At 59.8% G+C, this 18,344-nt stretch carries 15 protein-coding genes; 8 read left to right on the forward strand and 7 right to left on the reverse strand.

The window, feature by feature from the left end; genetic code table 11:
* Positions 1-12: 12 nt before the first annotated feature.
* From sufB to DBR16_RS05330, 8 genes are all read left to right on the forward strand, one after another.
* Positions 13-1,515 (forward strand): Fe-S cluster assembly protein SufB, encoded by a 1,503-nt coding sequence (gene sufB, locus DBR16_RS05295; protein WP_109260221.1) that lies wholly within the window; start codon positions 13-15, stop codon positions 1,513-1,515.
* Positions 1,512-2,141 carry a hypothetical protein gene (locus tag DBR16_RS05300; RefSeq protein WP_109260222.1) on the forward strand — a complete coding sequence of 210 codons (630 nt, stop codon included), beginning with the start codon at positions 1,512-1,514 and terminating at the stop codon, positions 2,139-2,141. Before sufB ends, DBR16_RS05300 begins: the two co-directional genes overlap by 4 nt.
* Positions 2,141-2,890, forward strand: a complete 750-nt coding sequence (gene sufC / locus DBR16_RS05305) for a Fe-S cluster assembly ATPase SufC (RefSeq protein WP_109260223.1) — start codon at positions 2,141-2,143, stop codon at positions 2,888-2,890. The genes DBR16_RS05300 and sufC overlap by 1 nt, the downstream gene beginning before the upstream one ends.
* Entirely contained in the window at positions 2,890-3,999 is a 1,110-nt protein-coding gene (locus tag DBR16_RS05310) for a SufB/SufD family protein (protein ID WP_109260224.1), read from the forward strand. Before sufC ends, DBR16_RS05310 begins: the two co-directional genes overlap by 1 nt.
* On the forward strand, positions 3,996-5,234 hold the full coding sequence (locus DBR16_RS05315; RefSeq protein ID WP_109260225.1) for a cysteine desulfurase: 1,239 nt from the start codon (positions 3,996-3,998) through the stop codon (positions 5,232-5,234). Before DBR16_RS05310 ends, DBR16_RS05315 begins: the two co-directional genes overlap by 4 nt.
* Positions 5,235-5,651, forward strand: a complete 417-nt coding sequence (locus DBR16_RS05320) for an SUF system Fe-S cluster assembly protein (protein WP_233347600.1) — start codon at positions 5,235-5,237, stop codon at positions 5,649-5,651.
* Between the two features lie 11 nt (positions 5,652-5,662).
* A complete protein-coding gene (locus tag DBR16_RS05325) occupies positions 5,663-6,019 on the forward strand; it encodes a HesB/IscA family protein (RefSeq protein ID WP_109260226.1) in 357 nt (118 codons plus the stop codon).
* A gap of 128 nt (positions 6,020-6,147) precedes the next feature.
* Entirely contained in the window at positions 6,148-6,741 is a 594-nt protein-coding gene (locus DBR16_RS05330; protein ID WP_233347601.1) for a glutathione S-transferase N-terminal domain-containing protein, read from the forward strand.
* 126 nt (positions 6,742-6,867) lie between these two features.
* Here the strand turns inward: DBR16_RS05330 and DBR16_RS05335 are convergent, their stop codons facing one another.
* From DBR16_RS05335 to DBR16_RS05365, 7 genes are all read right to left on the reverse strand, one after another.
* Positions 6,868-7,917, reverse strand: a complete 1,050-nt coding sequence (locus DBR16_RS05335) for a GGDEF domain-containing protein (RefSeq protein ID WP_109260551.1) — start codon at positions 7,915-7,917, stop codon at positions 6,868-6,870.
* 109 nt (positions 7,918-8,026) lie between these two features.
* Positions 8,027-9,457, reverse strand: coding sequence for a DEAD/DEAH box helicase (locus DBR16_RS05340; protein ID WP_109260228.1), 1,431 nt, complete (start codon positions 9,455-9,457; stop codon positions 8,027-8,029).
* Between the two features lie 118 nt (positions 9,458-9,575).
* A complete protein-coding gene (locus DBR16_RS05345) occupies positions 9,576-10,844 on the reverse strand; it encodes an amidohydrolase family protein (RefSeq protein ID WP_233347602.1) in 1,269 nt (422 codons plus the stop codon).
* A complete protein-coding gene (locus DBR16_RS05350; protein WP_233347603.1) occupies positions 10,844-12,265 on the reverse strand; it encodes an amidohydrolase in 1,422 nt (473 codons plus the stop codon). Before DBR16_RS05350 ends, DBR16_RS05345 begins: the two co-directional genes overlap by 1 nt.
* A 70-nt stretch (positions 12,266-12,335) precedes the next feature.
* Positions 12,336-14,423, reverse strand: a complete 2,088-nt coding sequence (gene parE / locus DBR16_RS05355; protein WP_109260230.1) for a DNA topoisomerase IV subunit B — start codon at positions 14,421-14,423, stop codon at positions 12,336-12,338.
* A 38-nt stretch (positions 14,424-14,461) separates the two neighbouring features.
* Positions 14,462-15,070: a transglycosylase SLT domain-containing protein gene (locus DBR16_RS05360; protein ID WP_109260231.1), complete on the reverse strand. Its 609-nt coding sequence runs from the start codon at positions 15,068-15,070 to the stop codon at positions 14,462-14,464.
* Positions 15,071-15,109: 39 nt separating this feature from the next.
* Positions 15,110-18,313: an autotransporter family protein gene (locus tag DBR16_RS05365; protein WP_109260232.1), complete on the reverse strand. Its 3,204-nt coding sequence runs from the start codon at positions 18,311-18,313 to the stop codon at positions 15,110-15,112.
* Positions 18,314-18,344 lie beyond the last annotated feature (31 nt).

Genomic DNA, 18,344 nt, shown 5'->3' on the forward strand with positions numbered 1-18,344 from the left:
CGAAAGAAAATCATGGTAGCGGTCAAGGAAACCATCGCAGACGTCAAACGTCTGGAATCGGACAAGTACAAGTACGGCTTCACCACCGAGGTGGAGCAGGAACGTGCGCCGAAAGGCCTGTCTGAAGAGACCGTCCGCTATATCTCGGCCAAGAAGGACGAGCCGAGATGGATGCTCGACTGGCGGTTGGAAGCCTATAAGCGCTGGCTGGAGATGCGCGAGCCGGACTGGGCCAAGGTCAATTATCCGAAGATCGATTATCAGGACATCTATTATTACGCCGAGCCATCGTCCGGCGCGAAATACGAGTCCATCGACGATGTGCCGCCGGAAATCCTCGCCGATTTTGAACGCCTCGGTATTCCGCTGCGTGAACAGGAAGTCCTGCTCGGCGTCGCCGGGGCCGCTGAAACCGCCGCCGAAGCGCGCGAGAAGCCGCGCGTCGCCGTGGATGCCGTATTTGACAGCGTGTCAGTAGCCACCACGTTCAAGGCCGAACTCGCCAAGGCGGGTGTCATCTTCATGTCGATCTCCGAAGCCATTCGCGAGCATCCGGAGCTGGTGAAGAAATACCTCGCCTCGGTGGTGCCGACATCGGACAATTATTTTGCCACGCTCAATTGCGCGGTCTTTTCCGACGGGACGTTTGTCTATGTGCCCAAGGGCGTGCGCTGCCCGATGGAGCTTTCCACCTATTTCCGCATGAATGCGGAAGGCACAGGCCAGTTTGAACGCACGCTGATCATCGCGGAAGAGGGGTCTTACGTCTCCTATCTGGAAGGCTGCACCGCGCCGATGCGCGATGAAAACCAGCTGCACGCCGCCGTGGTCGAACTCGTCGCGATGGATGATGCCGAGATCAAGTATTCGACCGTCCAGAACTGGTGGCCGGGCGATGAGAACGGCAAGGGCGGCGTTTATAACTTCGTCACCAAGCGTGCCGATTGCCGGGGCAAGAATTCCAAGGTCTCCTGGACACAGGTCGAGACCGGCTCCGCCATCACCTGGAAATACCCGTCCTGCATTCTGCGCGGGGACAATTCGGTGGGTGAGTTCTACTCCGTCGCCGTCACCAATGGCGCACAGCAGGCCGATACCGGCACCAAGATGATCCATCTGGGCAAGAATACCCGCTCGCGCATCATCTCGAAGGGGATTTCGGCCGGGCGCTCGGACAACACCTATCGCGGTCTGGTCTCCATCCATGCCAAGGCTGAGGGCGCCCGCAATTTTACGCAATGTGACAGCCTGCTGATCGGCGATCAGTGCGGTGCGCATACCGTGCCCTATATCGAATGCAAGACGCCAAAGGCGCAGCTGGAGCACGAGGCGACAACGACAAAACTCGCCGAGGACCAACTCTTCTATGCCCGCCAGCGCGGTCTGGACGAGGAAACGGCCACGGCGCTTCTGGTGAACGGTTTTGTTCGCGAAGTCCTGCAGGAATTGCCGATGGAATTCGCCGTCGAAGCCCAGCAATTGCTCAAGGTTTCGCTTGAAGGGAGCGTGGGATGATCGAATTCGCACTCGCCGCCGCGCTGATGGCGCAGGATGTTGGCCAGGAAGGTCTGCCACTGTGCGATGAGCTGGAAAGCAATGCCACGCACGAAGATTGCGTGCTTCAGACAGCTGGCGACCACGCCTTCATCCTCAGCTTCGATTTCTCGCCGCTGGATGATCGCCGCGAAATGATTGATGCAACGGTGCGTCAAGCCGATGGCACGCTGGCACAGACGATGAGCTATGCCACGGAAAGCTTCTTCTATCCCAGCCTGTCCGACCTCAATGGCGACGGCATGGAGGAATTGCTGGTTCCGCTGGAAACCGGAAATGTCAACACCACCTACAGCCTCGCCATCGGCACCGAGTACGGCTTCGAATGGACGTCATATGAATTGAATGGCTATGGCGTGGATCCGGTCGGCGAGGGCGTGTTCATGGTCGCCGCCCGCGACAGCGCGATCGCCCGCTATATCGAATTCTATCGCCTTGAAGGGCTTGAGCTCGACAATATCGCCACGATTTTCCTGACATACGAGACCGTCGAGGACGTCGATGACGGCCCCGACTGCTCGCTCGTCGATGGCGGCCAAACAGAGGGCGAGGCGTATTATTGCGGCCTCGCAATGGGTAATCAGTAATGCTTGAGATCAAGAACCTCCACGCCTCGGTTGGCGGCGACAAACCCATCCTCAAGGGGTTGGACCTGTCTGTGCCCAAGGGTGAGGTGCACGCCATCATGGGCCCGAACGGCTCTGGCAAATCGACCCTGTCTTATGTGCTGACCGGCCGGGACGGCTATGAGGCGACAGACGGGACCATCCTCTATGACGGTGAGGACGTCGCCGGCATGGCCCCGGAAGAGCGTGCTGCCAAGGGCCTGTTCCTGTCCTTCCAGTATCCGGTGGAAATTCCCGGCGTGCCGACTTTGACCTTCATGAAGGAAGCGCTGAATGCACAGCGTCGCGCCCGCGGCGAGGACGAGATGTCGGCCCCGGATTTCATGAAGACGGTCCGGGAAAAGGCAAAACTTCTGAATATTTCCGGTGATATGTTGAAGCGTCCTCTGAATGTCGGATTTTCCGGCGGCGAGAAGAAACGCCTCGAAATCCTGCAGGCGGCTGTTCTGGAACCGCGTTTCCTCATCCTCGATGAAACCGATAGCGGGCTGGACATTGACGCGCTGAAAGTTGTCTCCGATGGCGTCAATGCGCTGCGATCGCCCGAGCGCGGCATGTTGGTCATCACCCACTATCAGCGCCTGCTGGATCATATTTCGCCTGATGTTGTCCATGTGATGAGCGACGGGAAGATCGTGGCGTCCGGCGGCCCGGAGCTCGCAAAGGAGCTCGAGGCCGAAGGCTATGACAAATATGTGAGGGCGGCCTGATGGCAGTCATCGAACCCACAAACGCCCTTGAGCAGGTGCTCTTGCCCTTCAAGGGGGCGACCGGCTGGCGTGGCGACTTCGCGGCCCGTCTGAAAAAGGACGGCCTGCCGACGAGGCGCGATGAAGACTGGAAATGGTCGGATGTGGCGCGGGCCACCAAAGGCATTACCGGCGCGGGAAAAGTCCAGTTCCGGTCCTCGGTCAATCCGGAGTGGACCGAAGTGCGCCGTGCGGCAGATCAGGATTTCTTTGCCAATCTGCTGGCCTTTGCCGGTGTGATGAATGTCACCTATTTCGAGCCCCGGAATCTGACCGTACTCGATCTCGATTTCCGGGCGCTGAAAGGCGTGTCACAAGCCGCGGCCACGATTGTAGGAGCGCCGGGCATGTCCGTCAGGGTGCATGAACATTACAGCTCGGAAGCCCAGGCCTTCAGCGCCATCGGTGTGGATTACGTTGTTTGGCCGGGCGCGCGTGTGGAGCGTGTCATCCTGATCGACGAAGCGCCGGAATCCGTACTGCTTTTATCCAGTGGCGTGACCGTGCATGAGACCGGCGAGTTTGTGCAGACCGTGATTTCCCAGGGCGGCAAGCTGGTCCGGCATGAAACCCAGCTGCATTCCGCAGGCGGGGGCGCAAAAGTGACGCTGAACGCGGCATATCTCGTCGGCAAGGGCGCACACGCGGATCTGACGACCCGCGTCAACATGCACGGGCCGGACGGAAAATTGTCACAATTGACCAAAGGTATTGCCTATGGCGGTGGCCATGGCGTTTTCCAGGGCAAGATCCACGTCAAGCGTGAAGCCCAGAAAACCGACGCCCGGATGACCCATAAGGGCATGATCATCGACGAGAAATCCGAGATCGACGCCAAGCCCGAACTGGAAATCTATGCCGATGACGTTGAATGCGCGCACGGAAATGCGATTGGCACGCTGGATGAAATGGCGCTCTTCTACATGCAGCAGCGCGGCCTTCCGGAATCCGAGGCGCGCCGCCTGCTGGTGGAAAGCTTTCTGGATGAAGCCCTCGCTGAAATCACGCATGAACAGACGGCGGCCACGATCCGCGGCCTGATGTCGAAGCGGTTGAAGGACCTGGTATGACGGCGCACACGCCCATAAAGGCGCTCGATATCGCGGCGATCCGGTCGGAATTCCCGATCCTGCAGCGCGAAATCAATGGCAAGCCACTGGTCTATCTGGACAATGCCGCCTCTGCGCAGAAGCCGGAGGCTGTGATCGAGGCGCTCTCGAACGTGTATCGCCATTCCTATGCCAATGTGCATCGCGGCCTGCATACGCTGGCCAATGAGGCCACCGAGGCGTTCGAGGGCGCTCGGCAGAAGATTGCCGACTTTCTGGGCGCTCAGAATGCCGCACAGATCGTTCTGACACGCGGTGCTACAGAAGCCATCAATCTGGTCGCCAACAGTTTCGGCCAGACCCTTGAATCCGGCGATGAAATCATCCTCAGCCAGATGGAACACCACTCCAACATCATTCCCTGGCAGCTGCTGGCGCAGCGCACCGGTGCGGTGATCAGATGGTGTCCGGTCACCCAGACCGGAGAGCTCGATTATGATGCGCTGATGGGCCTGATGAGTGCGCGCACGCGGCTGGTGGCCATGGTCCATATGTCCAACGTGCTGGGCACCACGAATGATGCCTCGCGTATCGTGAAGATGGCCCGCGACAATGGCGCGGCTGTGCTGCTGGACGGCTCGCAGTCTGCGGTTCACATGCCGGTCAATGTGACCGAGCTCGGGTGTGACTTTTTCGTCTTCACCGGTCACAAGCTCTATGGCCCGTCCGGCGCCGGTGCGCTTTATGCGTCGGGCGACTGGCTGGACCGGCTGCCACCCTGGCAGGGCGGGGGCGAGATGATCGCGGATGTGCATGAAGATCATTCGACCTGGGCCGATGTACCGCACAAATTCGAGGCCGGAACGCCGGCCATAGCGGACGTCATCGGGCTCGGCGCCGCAATCGATTGGGTCCGCCGCTTCGATCGTATTGCGGTGATGGAGCATGAGCGCGCGCTGCTCGACCGGGCGACCCAGGGCGTGTCCGCCATGCCGGGCATCCAGCTGATCGGCACGGCGCAGGACAAGGGGGCGATCCTGTCCTTTGCGATGGAGGGCGCCCATGCGCATGATCTGGCGCAATTGCTCGACAAATATGGAGTGGCCGTCCGCGCCGGCCATCACTGTGCCCAGCCGTTGATGCGCCGCTTCGGTGTGGACTCGACGGTCCGGGCCAGTTTCGCGATCTACAACACGGCTGACGAAGTCGATGTCTTTCTCGAGGCATTGCATAAAGCGAAGAGTTTTCTCATCTAGATGACTGACATGACCGAAAATGCCCGCGATATGATTGATCTTTCCCGCCGCCCGGACCCCGAGCCGGCCGCGGATGCCCCGTCTGCGCCCTCCAGCATTCCGGCCGAAGAGCTGGAGCGGATCACGGCCGATGTCGTGGAGGCGATGAAGACTGTCTTCGATCCGGAAATCCCGGTCGATATCTATGAGCTCGGCCTGATCTACAAGGTCGACCTGGACGATGATCGCACCATGCACATCACCATGACGCTGACGGCGCCCGGCTGTCCGGTGGCGGGCGAGATGCCGATGTGGGTGCACGATGCGGCTGCGCAGGTCGAAGGCGTGGAAAAGGTAAAGGTCGAACTGGTCTTTGAACCGCCCTGGACGCCGGACCGGATGACCGACGAAGCGCGCCTGGCGCTGAACATGCTGTAGAGGCCAAGGATATGACGGAAAAGAAACAGGCCCTGACCATTTCCGACCGCGCCGCCGAGCGCGTGAAGGACATCATGGCGTCCCGCGGCGCCGGCTATCTGCGCGTGGGCGTCAAGAAGGGCGGCTGTGCCGGTATGGAATATGTGATGGATTACATCACCGCTCCCGAACCTCTGGACGAAATCGTCGAGGACAAGGGCGTGACCATCGTCGTGGATGCCACCTCCCTGCTATTCCTTCTGGGATCACAGATCGACTGGGATGTGACTCCGATTTCCTCGAAATTCGTGTTCCGCAATCCGAACGAGACGGATGCTTGCGGATGCGGCGAGAGTGTCACCCTCATTCCCGCCCAGACGACGCACTGAGTCCTGCGCAAGCCGCGTGGCGGACTGCGAAAAAGCATTCGTTCGCCGGGCCGATTGCAAGTAAGAAGAGCGCGGCATGGCTATCCGGTTTTGCCAGAGCTGTAGGGGCGACTGACGTGAAACTCCTGATGACCGAGACTTCGCCCTATGCGAGGAAATGCCGGATGCTGATCCGGGAACAGGGGCTCACGGCCCGGATCGAGGAGATCGAGGCCCTGCCGCTGGAGGACCCGGATGATCTGCTGTCGGCCAACCCCCTTGGCAAGGTCCCGGCGCTCATCCGGGACGGAGCAACACCGCTCGTCGATAGCCCGCTGATCTGCGAATATATCGACAGCCTCAATGAGGACCGCTGGATTCCCAAATCCGGCACATCGCGCTGGCGCGTCTTGCGCTTCCAGGCGATTGCCGACGGTATCCTCGACCTCGCTGTCGGCCGCCGTCTGGAAATGATCCGGCCGGACGACAAACGCTTTGATTTCTGGATCGAGCGGCAGGAAAGCGGCATCCGCCGGTCACTTGATCTGCTCGAATCCGAAGCCGACAAGTTTGCCGGGGCCTTCGATCTGGGCGGCATGGCCATCGCCGTGGCACTTGGATATCTTGATTTCCGCTATCCGGAGAGCGAATGGCGGACCGACCGCGATCGTTTGACGGCCTTCCATGAGAAATGGAAAGAGCGTCCATCCTATCAGTCGACGGAACCCCCGGCCGCTGCGTGAGCCGCAGCCGCACAGGCCTGACGTCTTGCATGACGGCTGAACTATTTCCCGTATGATGTGAAGCGATAAAGAAAAAGCCCCGGTGGTAATGCCGGGGCTTGGACTAATGCGTTTTCACAGGCGCTGCTAGGCAGCCGACCGGACACTGTCGCCGGTTTCTGTCGTGACCCGGTTACGTCCGTCTTTCTTGGACTTGTAGAGATTGGAATCAGCGCGCTCGATCAATTCCTCGACCGCCTCGCCATGCTTGTAGCTGGCGACACCGAGCGAAATGGTGATATTGCCCAGATCCTCGCTGGTGGACTTGCGCAGCAAGCGCTTGCCTTCAACCGTCATGCGGATCTTTTCAGCCAGTGCATTGGCTTCCATCAGGCTGGTTTTCGGCATCACAACGGCAAATTCCTCGCCGCCATAACGCGCGACCGTGTGCGTGTCACCGGCATTGCGGGTCATGCAGCCTGCGACAAATCGGATGATCTGGTCCCCGGTCTGATGACCCCACGTGTCATTGAAGCGCTTGAAATGATCAATGTCGCAAAGAATGAGGCACATGGACTCGTTATTGGCATCCGCCGAACGGCGGCCCTTGCGCAGCATTTCGTCAAACCGTTTGCGGTTGGCGATGCCGGTCAGGGCATCCGTCATGGATTCCTCGCGGACACGTTCCAGATTGGTCCGCAGCTTGACCACCTCGCTGGAGGTTTCCTGGAGGCGGCGTTCCAGTTCGCGCGAGCGTTGCTGCATCCGTGTTGTTGCAGCGACAAGGGACTGGACCACGCTGCGGACGGCATCCGGGTCGGCATTTTCATCAAATGCCGTTTCGGCACCGGCAAGTGTTTCGCCATATTCGGCTGTATGCTGCTCGGCGGCTTTCAGGGTTTCGCGAACCTGGGCGAGCTCCTTGCCCATGGCGCCGGAGCTGGCTATGACCGCTTCCTGGATTTTCGCGATGGCAAAGTGCTCGTCATACATCCTGTCGCAGAAAGCCTGATTGAGCGGCTCGCCTTTTTCGATGCGGGCTGAAATCGCTTCGCACAATTCCGGAATGGAATCGGACGCAAAACTGGAGAAAACGGCGTAATTCTCTGGCGTGGGCGCGACGTCGTAACGCTCCATCAAATCGAGCGTTTCTTTCGCCAATGTGCGACCTTCTGGTCCTTGCAAACGTCCGTTCACGGCCAACCCCTTGATAATCCGTTTCACGATGAACCACGTCTGTCCCGTGATTCGAGTTGGCTTCAAAGTGCGTCACAAAGGGAAAGAAGCCGTAAACAGCCCGGCAGAATTAACCCTGTCCGATATTGAAAAAGGCGGGCGTATCATCGCCAAAGCCTTTGACATTGTCATTTTCGCCGCCGGACTCTCTTGCGGAGCCGCGGCTTGACCGGTCACGCCGCGGTGCCGGTTTTGGTTTTTTCGGCGCATTCCGGGTCTCGGCCGCGGGGACTTCAGACGCGTCTGTATCCGGTTTTTCGGACTTGGCAGGTGCTGCGGATTTTTCCGTATCGGTCTTGCCAGGCCGGCGCTTGCGCCCGCGAGAGGGCGTTGGCTCGTCCGCTTGAGCGGATTCCGGCGCGGAACCGGCACCATCGCCGAAATCGGCAGACGGGATTTTCTTTCCGAGCATTTTTTCGACGGCGGCGAGATTGCGATCGTCCGAGGGGCCGACAATGGTTATCGCTTCGCCCTCAAGCCCGGCGCGGCCTGTGCGGCCGATGCGGTGAACATAATCCTCCGCATTATGAGGCACATCGAAATTGAACACATGGCTGACCGCCGGAATGTCGAGCCCGCGGGCTGCGACATCGCTGGCGACGAGAAAACGCAACGTGTCCGATTTGAACTCGTCCAGCGTCTTTGTCCGCGTGGACTGGTCAAGATCGCCATGGATCGGTGCTGCCGAAAACCCGTGCTTGATCAGTGATCGTGCCACGGTGTCGACATCACGCTTGCGATTGCAGAAAATGATGCCGTTCTTGACGCCGCTCCGCCCGATGGCCTTGCGCAGCATGTCGCGCTTGGCGGCAGGCGTCTTGTCTTTCACCCGCGCCACCAGTTGCGTGATCGTCGTTGCGGTCGAGGCCGGGCGCGAGACTTCAACGCGCACCGGATTATTCATGAAGCGATCGACGAGCGACTTGATTTCCGGTGGCATGGTGGCCGAGAAAAACAGTGTCTGGCGTTGCGCGGGCAGGGTTTTCAGGATGCGCTCGATATCCGGTATGAAGCCCATATCCAGCATCCGGTCGGCTTCATCAATCACCAGGATCTGCACACCGTTGAGCAGGACCTTGCCGCGTTCGAACTGGTCCAGCAGGCGGCCGGGCGTTGCAATGACGACATCGGCCCCCTTGTTGAGGATTTCCTCTTGCGGGCCAAAAGCGACGCCACCAATCAACAGAACTTTCGTCAGCTTGGTATTCTTGGCGTAATTGTCAAAGTTTTCCGCAATCTGCGCGGCCAGCTCACGGGTCGGCGACAGGATCAGCGAGCGGGGCATGCGGGCCTTGGCGCGGCCTTTGGACAGGCGTTCGATCAGCGGAAGCGTGAATGACGCGGTCTTGCCGGTTCCGGTCTGGGCGATGCCCAGAACGTCTTTGCCTGCGAGCGCGTGAGGGATGGCACCTTCCTGGATGGGGGTCGGCTGTTTGTAGCCGACGGCATCAAGGGCATCGAGAAGTTTTTGGCCGAGGCCGAGGTCTGAAAATGAGATCATGAAAAGATTATCTAGCTATCCGGGCAGGGTTGCGGTCGCGCCTTTTGAAAAGGCGCGACCGTCCTAAAGTTGGCGGCACCATACGAATGGCGCCGCAACTGTCAATCAGCGTAACCCTCTAGCGGCGATAACCGAAAGGCGTTGTGTCATCCATGTCAGCATAACGATCCCGCAACCGGGTCTGACGTGAGGACATTTCGGTCTCTTCACCGTCAATGATGACATGGGTGGGGGCCGACATCACTTCAAGCGGGTCGCCGTCCCAGACAACAACATCCGCCATATAACCGGCTGCAAGGGCGCCATATTGGTCACCAACCCCAAAGATTTCAGCCGGCGTCAGCGTAATGGCCCGGAAGGCGGCCTCCCAGGACACGCCGTTTGTTACGGCATTCCCGGCATGTTGCGGCAGCAGCCGGGCATTGAAATAACCGTCCGCTGTCTGCGTCGTATAGGCCACACGCACACCCGCCGCATCAAGACGTGCAGCGGCTTCCAGCGTTGACCCGAGCGCATCAAAGGAGGAGGGCAGGTTCCGCATCGGATCCATCAGCACCGGAATACCGGCTTCCGCCAGTTCTCCGGCCACCATCCAGGCTTCAGCAGCTCCGAATATCACCAGCTGTACCGGCGCATTCTCTTCGGCAAAACGGATGGCCCGGCGAATGTCCGCAGCGCGATCCACTTCGAGGATGAGCGGTATACGGCCCCGGACCACATCTACCAGCGCGGCCGCATCATAACGGCTCAGCGCATCGCCCTGGCCGGAGGCATAGCGCCCCGGATAGGCCCGGGCATCGCCGAATGCCGCTTCCAGAAAGGCCCAGGCGGCAGACCGCGAACCGCCGGCAGAGCCGGCGCCGGACTGGCTGAGATCGGCGAAGACGAAGCTCTGCGTATCGAACAGAGAATCCATATCGCCGCTGGAGTCACCGAGAGCGCCGAGCCCGGCAAACACTGTCGATCCGGTTGACGGGACCACAGCGAAGCGGGTGACACCCTCGATCCGCGATGTGGCGATATAGGTGCCGTTCGGATTGAAACTGTCGGCAACATCCAGCGCCACCGAGAATTCGCTTTCAGACGCCGAGGCGTCATTGGCGGTATCCTCGAGTGCGACCTCGATGAGGCCAAGCTGGGTGAAAGGCGCGAAAATCCCCGGCGTGATCCATCCGCCATTGGCGTCAATCGTGTCGACACCGTCAGGGACGTCGATATTCGCGCCGACCGAGACAATTACGCCATCGCGGATCAGCACCCCGCCGGAGCTGATCTGCCCCTGATCGGTATTGGTGATGACACGGCCATTGAGAATGGCAAGGTCCTGCGCGGCCGCCGCACTGGTCAGCGCGGTGCCGGCAGCGAGAAGTGCAATGATCGTTTTCATCAGTCGTCTCCCTCACCAATCTGTCCGAGGTCAAAATCGCTGACCGGTTGCACGTCATTGGCGCGGTCATACATCAGCGCTCCGTCGATATAGACATGATCCGCCTGCGCATAGGTGGAGAAGGGATGGGCCGACCAGATGACGATATCGGCGCGGTTGCCGGCCTCTATGGATCCGGTTTCATCCGCAATTCCGAGCGCGCGCGCCGGATTGGAGGTGAACCAGGAAACGGCTTCCGCATCTGAAATCTCGAGCCCCATACGGCGGCCATCGGAGAGCGCTTTTGCGACCTCCTGATTGAGCCGCTGAATGCCCAGCGCATCATCCGAGTGGATCATGGCGCAAGCCCCGTTGGTATGGGTCAGGGCGAGATTTTCGCGGACCGTGTCATAGGCTTCCATCTTGAAACCGCCCCAGTCTGCCCAAACCGCAGCGCAGATATCGGCCTCGGCCAGAAGGTCGGGGATCTTGTAGGCTTCCACAGCGTGATGGAATGTCGTGACCTGGTATCCGAATTCCTCGCTCATATCGATGACCTGCGCCATCTGGTCGGCACGGTAGCAATGCATCTGGATCAGGATTTCGCCTTCCAGGACGCCCATCAGCGTGTCGAGTTCCAGATCCCGGGTCGGGGCCGGATTGTTTTCCGGATCATCCCAGTGATCATTCCAGCTATCGCGGTAATCCGCGGCGCGGATCCAGCTGGCGCGATATCCGGCCATATTGCCCATATCCGTCGCCGGTGACGATCCGCGGCTGCCGTAAACGCGCGACGGATTCTCGCCACAGGCCATTTTCAGCGTGTAGGGCGCGTCCGGGAATTTCATATCCTGAACCGTGCGGGCGGCGACATTGCGCAGCGTGATGCCGCGGCCGCCGAATAGATTGCCGGAGCCGGGCAGGACATGAAGCGTGGTGACGCCACCGGCCAGCGCGCGGGCAAATCCCGGATCCTGCGGCCAGACGGAATGCTCTGCCCAGACCTCGGCGGTGTTCGGCTGCGTCAGCTCATTGCCATCGGAATGCGCGTCAACCTGCGGTGAGGGATAATCCCCGAGATGGGAGTGGATGTCGATAACGCCGGGCGTGATGAAACGGCCCGCGGCGTTGACAATGACGGCCCCTTCAGGCGCTTCCAGTCCCTGGCCGACGGCCGTAATACGGCCATTCTCGATCAGGACGTCGCCATTCTCGATCTCATTACCGGCCCCGTCGAAAATCGTCGCACCGGTGACAAATGTGGTTTCGCCAGCTTGCGGCGAATAGGTCGAGGGATAGGGATCCAGATCAAAGCGGACCAGCTCCGCCGCCTCGTCATCCTCTCTGACTGACTGGCTTTCGCCATTATCTTCAGCGCCCGAGCAGGCGGCGAGCGCCCCCATGGCCAGCAAGGCTGTCCATCGCTTCCAGTCCAGTGACATGTTGTTCCACCCCTTGTGAAGTCGTGCCTCTAATTGGTTCGCGTATTGAAGCGGGTGCCGGGGGGGCGTGTCAAACGTCCAGCGCGGAATCCGAGAATTGCGGCGCGTGGTCCTGGATGTACTGGAAGCGCAATTCGGCCTTCTTGCCCATCAGCGTTTCGACCAGGGCTTCGAAAGCCGGCCGTCCGGCAGCATCGAAGGTGATGCGGGCCAACTGCCGCACCGACGGGTCCATCGTGGTCGACTTCAATTGCGCCGGTGTCATTTCACCAAGGCCCTTGAAGCGTCCGACATCGACTTTCGCGCCGGCCTTGAACTCCGACTTCAGCAACTCCTCACGATGGGCATCATCGCGCGCATACACCGTCTTCGAACCCTGCGTCAGGCGATAGAGCGGCGGTTGCGCCAGATAGAGCCGTCCGGCTTCAATCAGGCGCGGCATGGCAGTGTAGAAAAAGGTGATGAGCAGAGCGGCAATATGCGCCCCGTCGACATCGGCATCGGTCATGATGATCACCCGCTCATAGCGCAGGTCATCGGGATTGAATTTCGAGCCGGTCTGAACTCCCAGCGCCAGCAGCAGGTCGCTGATCTCCTGATTGGCCGCCATCTTGTCGGCTGTCGCCGAGGCCACATTCAGTATCTTGCCGCGCAAGGGCAGGATGGCTTGCGTCTTCCGGTCCCGCGCCTGTTTCGCCGAGCCGCCGGCCGAATCACCCTCGACCAGGAAGAGTTCGGTATTGTCCGAACCCGCCCGCGAACAGTCCGCCAGCTTTCCGGGCAGACGCAATCGGCGCGACGCGGTCTGGCGCTTGACCTGTTTCTCCTTGCGGCGGCGCATGCGGTCTTCGGCGCGCTCGATGACCCATGACAGCAGGATATCGGCTTCCTTGGGCGCACCGCCCAGCCAGTGGTCGAAGCGGTCGCGGACGGAGGTTTCGACAATACGGGCGGCTTCGGCGGTCGCCAGCCGGTCCTTGGTCTGACCCTGGAATTCCGGATCATGGATAAAGACGGACACCAGTGCGCCCGCCCCGCCCATCACGTCTTCCGGGGTGATCAGATTGCCTTTCTTGACCCCGGCCAGCTCGGCATAGGCGCGCAGTCCCTTGGTCAGGGCATTGCGCAGCCCCTGTTCATGTGATCCGCCCTGCGGGGTTGGCACGGTATTACAGAAGGATTGAACGAATCCGTCGGCATCGCCAAAGCCGACCAGTGACCAGCTGACCGCCCATTCCACGGCCCCGTGACCGGCCTCTTTCTCGATCCGGCCGGCAAACTGGGACTGTGTGACCTGGCTTTTCTTGCCGATGATCTCGGTCAGGCGGTCGGACAGCCCGCCGGGGAAACTGAGCACGGCCTGGGACGGCGTATCTGTCCCGGCGACCAGTTCCGGATCGCACGACCAGCGGATTTCAACGCCGCGTCTCAGGAAGGCCTTGGACCGCGCCATGGCAAACAGGCGCGCCGGTTTCAGCTGCGCCCTGCCATGGAAGATCTGCTCATCGGGTTTGAAGCGGACACTGGTGCCGCGCCGGTTGGGAGCCGCACCGACTTTTTCCAGCTTGCCCATGGGGTGGCCGCGTTCAAAGACCTGCCGCCACAGGGTTTTCTCGCGCGCCACTTCGACTTCCAGGCGTTCGGACAGCGCATTGACCACGGCCGCGCCAACCCCGTGCAGCCCGCCCGCTGTCTTGTACGATTTGTCAGAAAACTTGCCCCCGGCATGCAGGGTGGTGAACACGATTTCCAGCGCGGACTTGTCCTTGAATTTCGGGTGCGGGCCCGTGGGGATGCCGCGGCCATTATCCGTAACAGTGACAAAGCCGTCGGCATCCATCCGGACCTCGATCCGGTCGGCCCAGCTGGCCACCACCTCGTCCATGGAATTGTCGAGCACTTCGGCGAACAGGTGGTGCAGGGCGCGCTCATCGGTACCGCCGATATACATGCCCGGACGGCGGCGGACGGCCTCCAGCCCTTCGAGGACCTCGATGGAATCGGCATCATAGGCGGTGCCGCCCGGATTTGGGGCAGGGCGATGGCTTGCCTCCGGTTCAGGATCATCGTCCACTTTTTCCGCGGCCGGCTTGACCGGCTGCGACGGTGAAGCCGGCGGGGCGGAAAACAGGTCGTCTTGTTCAGGTTTGGCGCTCATGCGCGGATATTGCCCGAGTCGCAAACGGAAGGGGAGATTTAGAACACTCCGAGGAAGCGCCGGTTCAGCCGGCGGCGGCATTGCGAAATCTGGCTGTCATATCGCGCCGCATCCCGCGCGACCTCGTCGGCGGCACGGTTCAACCATGAAATATTGCGGTAGCTGCCATTGTTATAGCCGGTATGCCCCTGATGATAGGCGAGGTAGTGGGCGCGCGCATCGCTGGAAGATATTCCCGAAAGCCGGCCGCTCATATGGCCATACCAGCCGATGAAATCGACGGCATCGCCAAAATCGTCGCGATCTGCGCCACGGCGTCCGGTTTCTTCCCGGTACCAGTCCCATGTGCCATCCAGTGCCTGTGCATAACCATAGGCGGATGAGGGGCGGCGGCCCGGTATGATGCCCAGAAGGCGTTGCCGGGCAGGGCGGGCATTGGCATCAAAAGACGATTCGCGTTTGAGGATAGCCAGCTGGATGCCGGGAGAAATTCCCCAACGGTCTTCGCTTCGCCGCAGATCCCGCCACCAGGCCCGGTTGTCTTCCAGGATCAGGCAGGCGTCATGGGTTTGCGAAGGCGGCGCATGGCCACACCCCGCAATCACGCCTGCGATCAGGCAGAAGAAAAGGGCACGCAGGAACTGCATGCCCTTTCTTTGACCGCAAGACGGTTAACCGCGGGTTTCCTAGAAGATCAGACGCAAGACGAGGCGGGCAGTATGACGCACGAAGCCGTCGCGCAGATCCGCATCATAATCAAACGAGAAGGTTGAGTAGTCAGAGCCAGCCTGCAGCGCGAATCCGACCACGAATCCGCTGCCCGGAAGATCTTCGGAGCGGAAGGAGAATTCGTTGTTATAGCCGTCAAAACGCGCATTGGTGATGACCGCATCGCCGCTGAAATCATTGCGGTAACCGAGGCGAACCTGCGGCGACCACCAGCTCGATGGCGAGCCATAAAGCCCGCCGAGCGTAAAGCTTGCGGTCGACGAGAAGGTTGAACTTTCGCGGTCATCCACAACAAGATCGATGCCGGGCCCGCCACCGGTTTCCGAATAGGCGCTCTCATAAAGGCGCAGATAGTCAACCGATACCGATGGACGTGCATACCAGCGGCCCAGTTCGAAATCGCGGGCGAAACGCGCGGACGCGGCATAATGATAGCCGGTCCAGTCCGCTGTGGATGTCTGGTCGAACGTGCCAATCAGCACGCGGCGTTCGGTTTCAAAGCTGTCGACGCCGGCTCCGGCATAGAATTCACCGGCAAAGGCATTGCCGAAATCAACGCCGCCATAAACGCCGATCTGACCGGTCAGCGCGGTCATGGGCTGGTCGACGCCATTGGATTCCTCGATTTCACTGGCCGCACCGACAAAATTCACACCGACCGCATAGAAAGGCCCGACCGGACGGTCGACACCTCCGGCAATACCGACGCCCTGTCCGCGATAGCCGGGACCGAAGGAGGTTTGTTCGCGGTCAGCGAAATAGCCGAATTCCTGCAACCAGATACCACCTGTTCCGTCCGGGCTGCGCCGGGCGGCATCAAGACGGCTGGAGAGCGCCCCGATGGCGCTGTCATTGCTGGCAACGGCAAACTGGATCGCACTGGCCGCATATTCCGGCAGCAATTGATCATAGGCTTCGAAGAAGTCCGCCGAATTGGTCAGCGATGCAAAAGCGGCACCCAGACGCTCGTTTTCCGACCAGGCCGTGAAAGCGGCACTATAGGCGGCAGCCTGGTTTTCATGCATGCCGAGCTCATCAGTCGTCTTGCGGCGAAGCGTCAGGACCAGTTGATTGGGATTGTTCGAGTCGCGGGCCAGACTGGTATTGTACAGATAAGGCGAATTGGCATCCTGAAGGCTGTCGATCGCAGAATTGATGACCAGGCTGTTGGCTTCCAGAACAATATATTCCGCGCCTTCGCCGATCAGATTGGCGAGCGATGCCGTAACAGTCGAGCCTTCATTGAAGGTCACCGAATCCGAAGCCGTGATGAAGCGGGAATTTTCGTCCAGCGTATCGACTTCAAACACCAGCCGCGAGCCGTCATTGAAGGTCGCTGTACGGATATTCACGCTGGTCGTGTTCTGAAGTTCGAGCTGGCCGTTCTCGACAAAAATATCCAGATCGCCATCCGAGTCGTGAATGGCACCAACGACGGCGGAATCACCGGTAATGCTGAGCCGGTCAGCCCCATCACCGAAGTAGATATCACCTTCGACAAGGCCGCCCTGGATATCCGCGAAATCATCGCCCGAACCAAACCGGATATCGCCGCGGACCTGCCCCGAACCTTCCCGCGCGATCACGTCCGGCAATAACTGGCGGAAAGTGACATCAATTGTTGAGCGCGAAACGTCAATCGCTGTGCGGTTAACGACAGAGACCGGACTGCTATTGGCTGTCCCGTCCGGATCACTCTGCACTTCTGTCGATAATTGTCCGACCGTGGAAAAAATCAGACCGGTATTTTCGATCAATCCGACCGTGTTGGACTGATCAACAATGGCGGTCGCGCTTCCGATACCGAAATTCTCGACAAAGAAGTTTGACGAATTGCGGATGACCGGAACATTGGCGCCGGCCAGGATGATCAGGCCGATACTGTTCGAATTCTGCCCCACCGCCGTGGCACGGATGGCACCGGCATTCTCGAAGACAGGCAGAATGGCACCATTGCCGATTTCCACCGCGCGGGCCTCAGCTGCGACAGAGCGGGACGAAATCAGGTTTTCATTGCGCAACCCGCCGGCAATCGTCGTCGTCCGCAGCACATTGTTGACCATGGAGCCGGAGATTCTCAACCCGGTGGAATCAAATCCGTCAAACCGGCCTTCACCCGAGATGACGCCGCGATTCACAAAGCCGTAATTGAGCGAAATGTCTTCGCTTTCTTCGTCCTCAGGATCAGCGCCGATAAAGACATTGCCGATAACAATATCGTTTCCATTGCCCAGTTCGGGGGCGATCCAGAAAGCTGGCGCTGTTGTGGCAGATGCAATACTCGCCGTCGTTCCGTCACCGGTAAAAGTCGTGCCCGCGAGAAAAATTCCATTCGTGATGCTGGCGCCAATCGTGATCGCCGAGCCCGAAAGAAGCGTGTCATCCTCGTCAAGCACGTTCTGGAAATTGGCCGGAACATTACCGGCATACCGGTAAGCCGTGGAATTGACTTGTCCCGCAACAATAAAAGCGCCGCCAACATCGCTGCGGATACGGATCGCGCTTGACCCCGGCCCGACAGTGCTGACGGTACCATCCACAGTAAAGTCGCCGCTCAATCCACCTGCGAGATCGATACCATAGCTGTTTTCTCCGGTGACGGATATCGTGCCCAGGGACGTCAGTTGCCCATCGACCATGGTCAACAACCGGATGCCAGCCGAATTGTTGCCCACGACATCAATCACCCCGTTCGATGTGTTCAGGACATCGCCAATATAGGTGCCGGGACCGACAATCAGAATCCCGGTCCGGTTGCTGGCGTCGGCAAACGGGCCATCATTATCGCCATCGCCGTCTTCATCATTGGTGACGGCCGCTCCGGTTACCGAAATGCGGCCATTATTCGTAATGCCGCCTGTCGTCCCGCCATTGACGAGGACACCTGTCGCTCCATCGTCTCCGGTCGTGTCTTCGATGACACCGCCATTGGCGAACGTATTGTCACTGTCCACGGTCACTGCCGGCCCGGTACCGCCATTCTCGGTTGAGATCGTGACCCGGCCATTGGAGCCGATAATCAGATTGTCCGGCGCACCGTCATTGATGGTAGAGGTTCGGATGCCAGTCGTCCGTTCCTCATCAACCGTCGTGTCGGCCAAAACGGGGGCTGACACAAATGCGGCGCAAAGCGCGGTTGAGACCAGAAAACGATTCCGCATGGACAACTCTCAATTCGTAACAATCAAAGGC

The sequence above is a fragment of the Hyphobacterium indicum genome, assembly GCF_003129605.1.
Classification (GTDB): domain Bacteria; phylum Pseudomonadota; class Alphaproteobacteria; order Caulobacterales; family Maricaulaceae; genus Hyphobacterium; species Hyphobacterium indicum.

Bases quoted from the DNA above. Each gene is read 5' to 3' on its own strand.
- DBR16_RS05300 (WP_109260222.1), top strand. From the start codon at position 1,512: ATGATCGAATTCGCACTCGCCGCCGCGCTGATGGCGCAGGATGTTGGC.
- sufB (WP_109260221.1), top strand. From the start codon at position 13: ATGGTAGCGGTCAAGGAAACCATCGCAGACGTCAAACGTCTGGAATCG.
- DBR16_RS05350 (WP_233347603.1), bottom strand. From the start codon at position 12,265: ATGTCACTGGACTGGAAGCGATGGACAGCCTTGCTGGCCATGGGGGCG.
- DBR16_RS05345 (WP_233347602.1), bottom strand. From the start codon at position 10,844: ATGAAAACGATCATTGCACTTCTCGCTGCCGGCACCGCGCTGACCAGT.
- parE (WP_109260230.1), bottom strand. From the start codon at position 14,423: ATGAGCGCCAAACCTGAACAAGACGACCTGTTTTCCGCCCCGCCGGCT.
- sufC (WP_109260223.1), top strand. From the start codon at position 2,141: ATGCTTGAGATCAAGAACCTCCACGCCTCGGTTGGCGGCGACAAACCC.
- DBR16_RS05365 (WP_109260232.1), bottom strand. From the start codon at position 18,313: ATGCGGAATCGTTTTCTGGTCTCAACCGCGCTTTGCGCCGCATTTGTG.
- DBR16_RS05310 (WP_109260224.1), top strand. From the start codon at position 2,890: ATGGCAGTCATCGAACCCACAAACGCCCTTGAGCAGGTGCTCTTGCCC.
- DBR16_RS05330 (WP_233347601.1), top strand. From the start codon at position 6,148: ATGACCGAGACTTCGCCCTATGCGAGGAAATGCCGGATGCTGATCCGG.
- DBR16_RS05315 (WP_109260225.1), top strand. From the start codon at position 3,996: ATGACGGCGCACACGCCCATAAAGGCGCTCGATATCGCGGCGATCCGG.
- DBR16_RS05325 (WP_109260226.1), top strand. From the start codon at position 5,663: ATGACGGAAAAGAAACAGGCCCTGACCATTTCCGACCGCGCCGCCGAG.
- DBR16_RS05320 (WP_233347600.1), top strand. From the start codon at position 5,235: ATGACTGACATGACCGAAAATGCCCGCGATATGATTGATCTTTCCCGC.
- DBR16_RS05360 (WP_109260231.1), bottom strand. From the start codon at position 15,070: ATGCAGTTCCTGCGTGCCCTTTTCTTCTGCCTGATCGCAGGCGTGATT.
- DBR16_RS05340 (WP_109260228.1), bottom strand. From the start codon at position 9,457: ATGATCTCATTTTCAGACCTCGGCCTCGGCCAAAAACTTCTCGATGCC.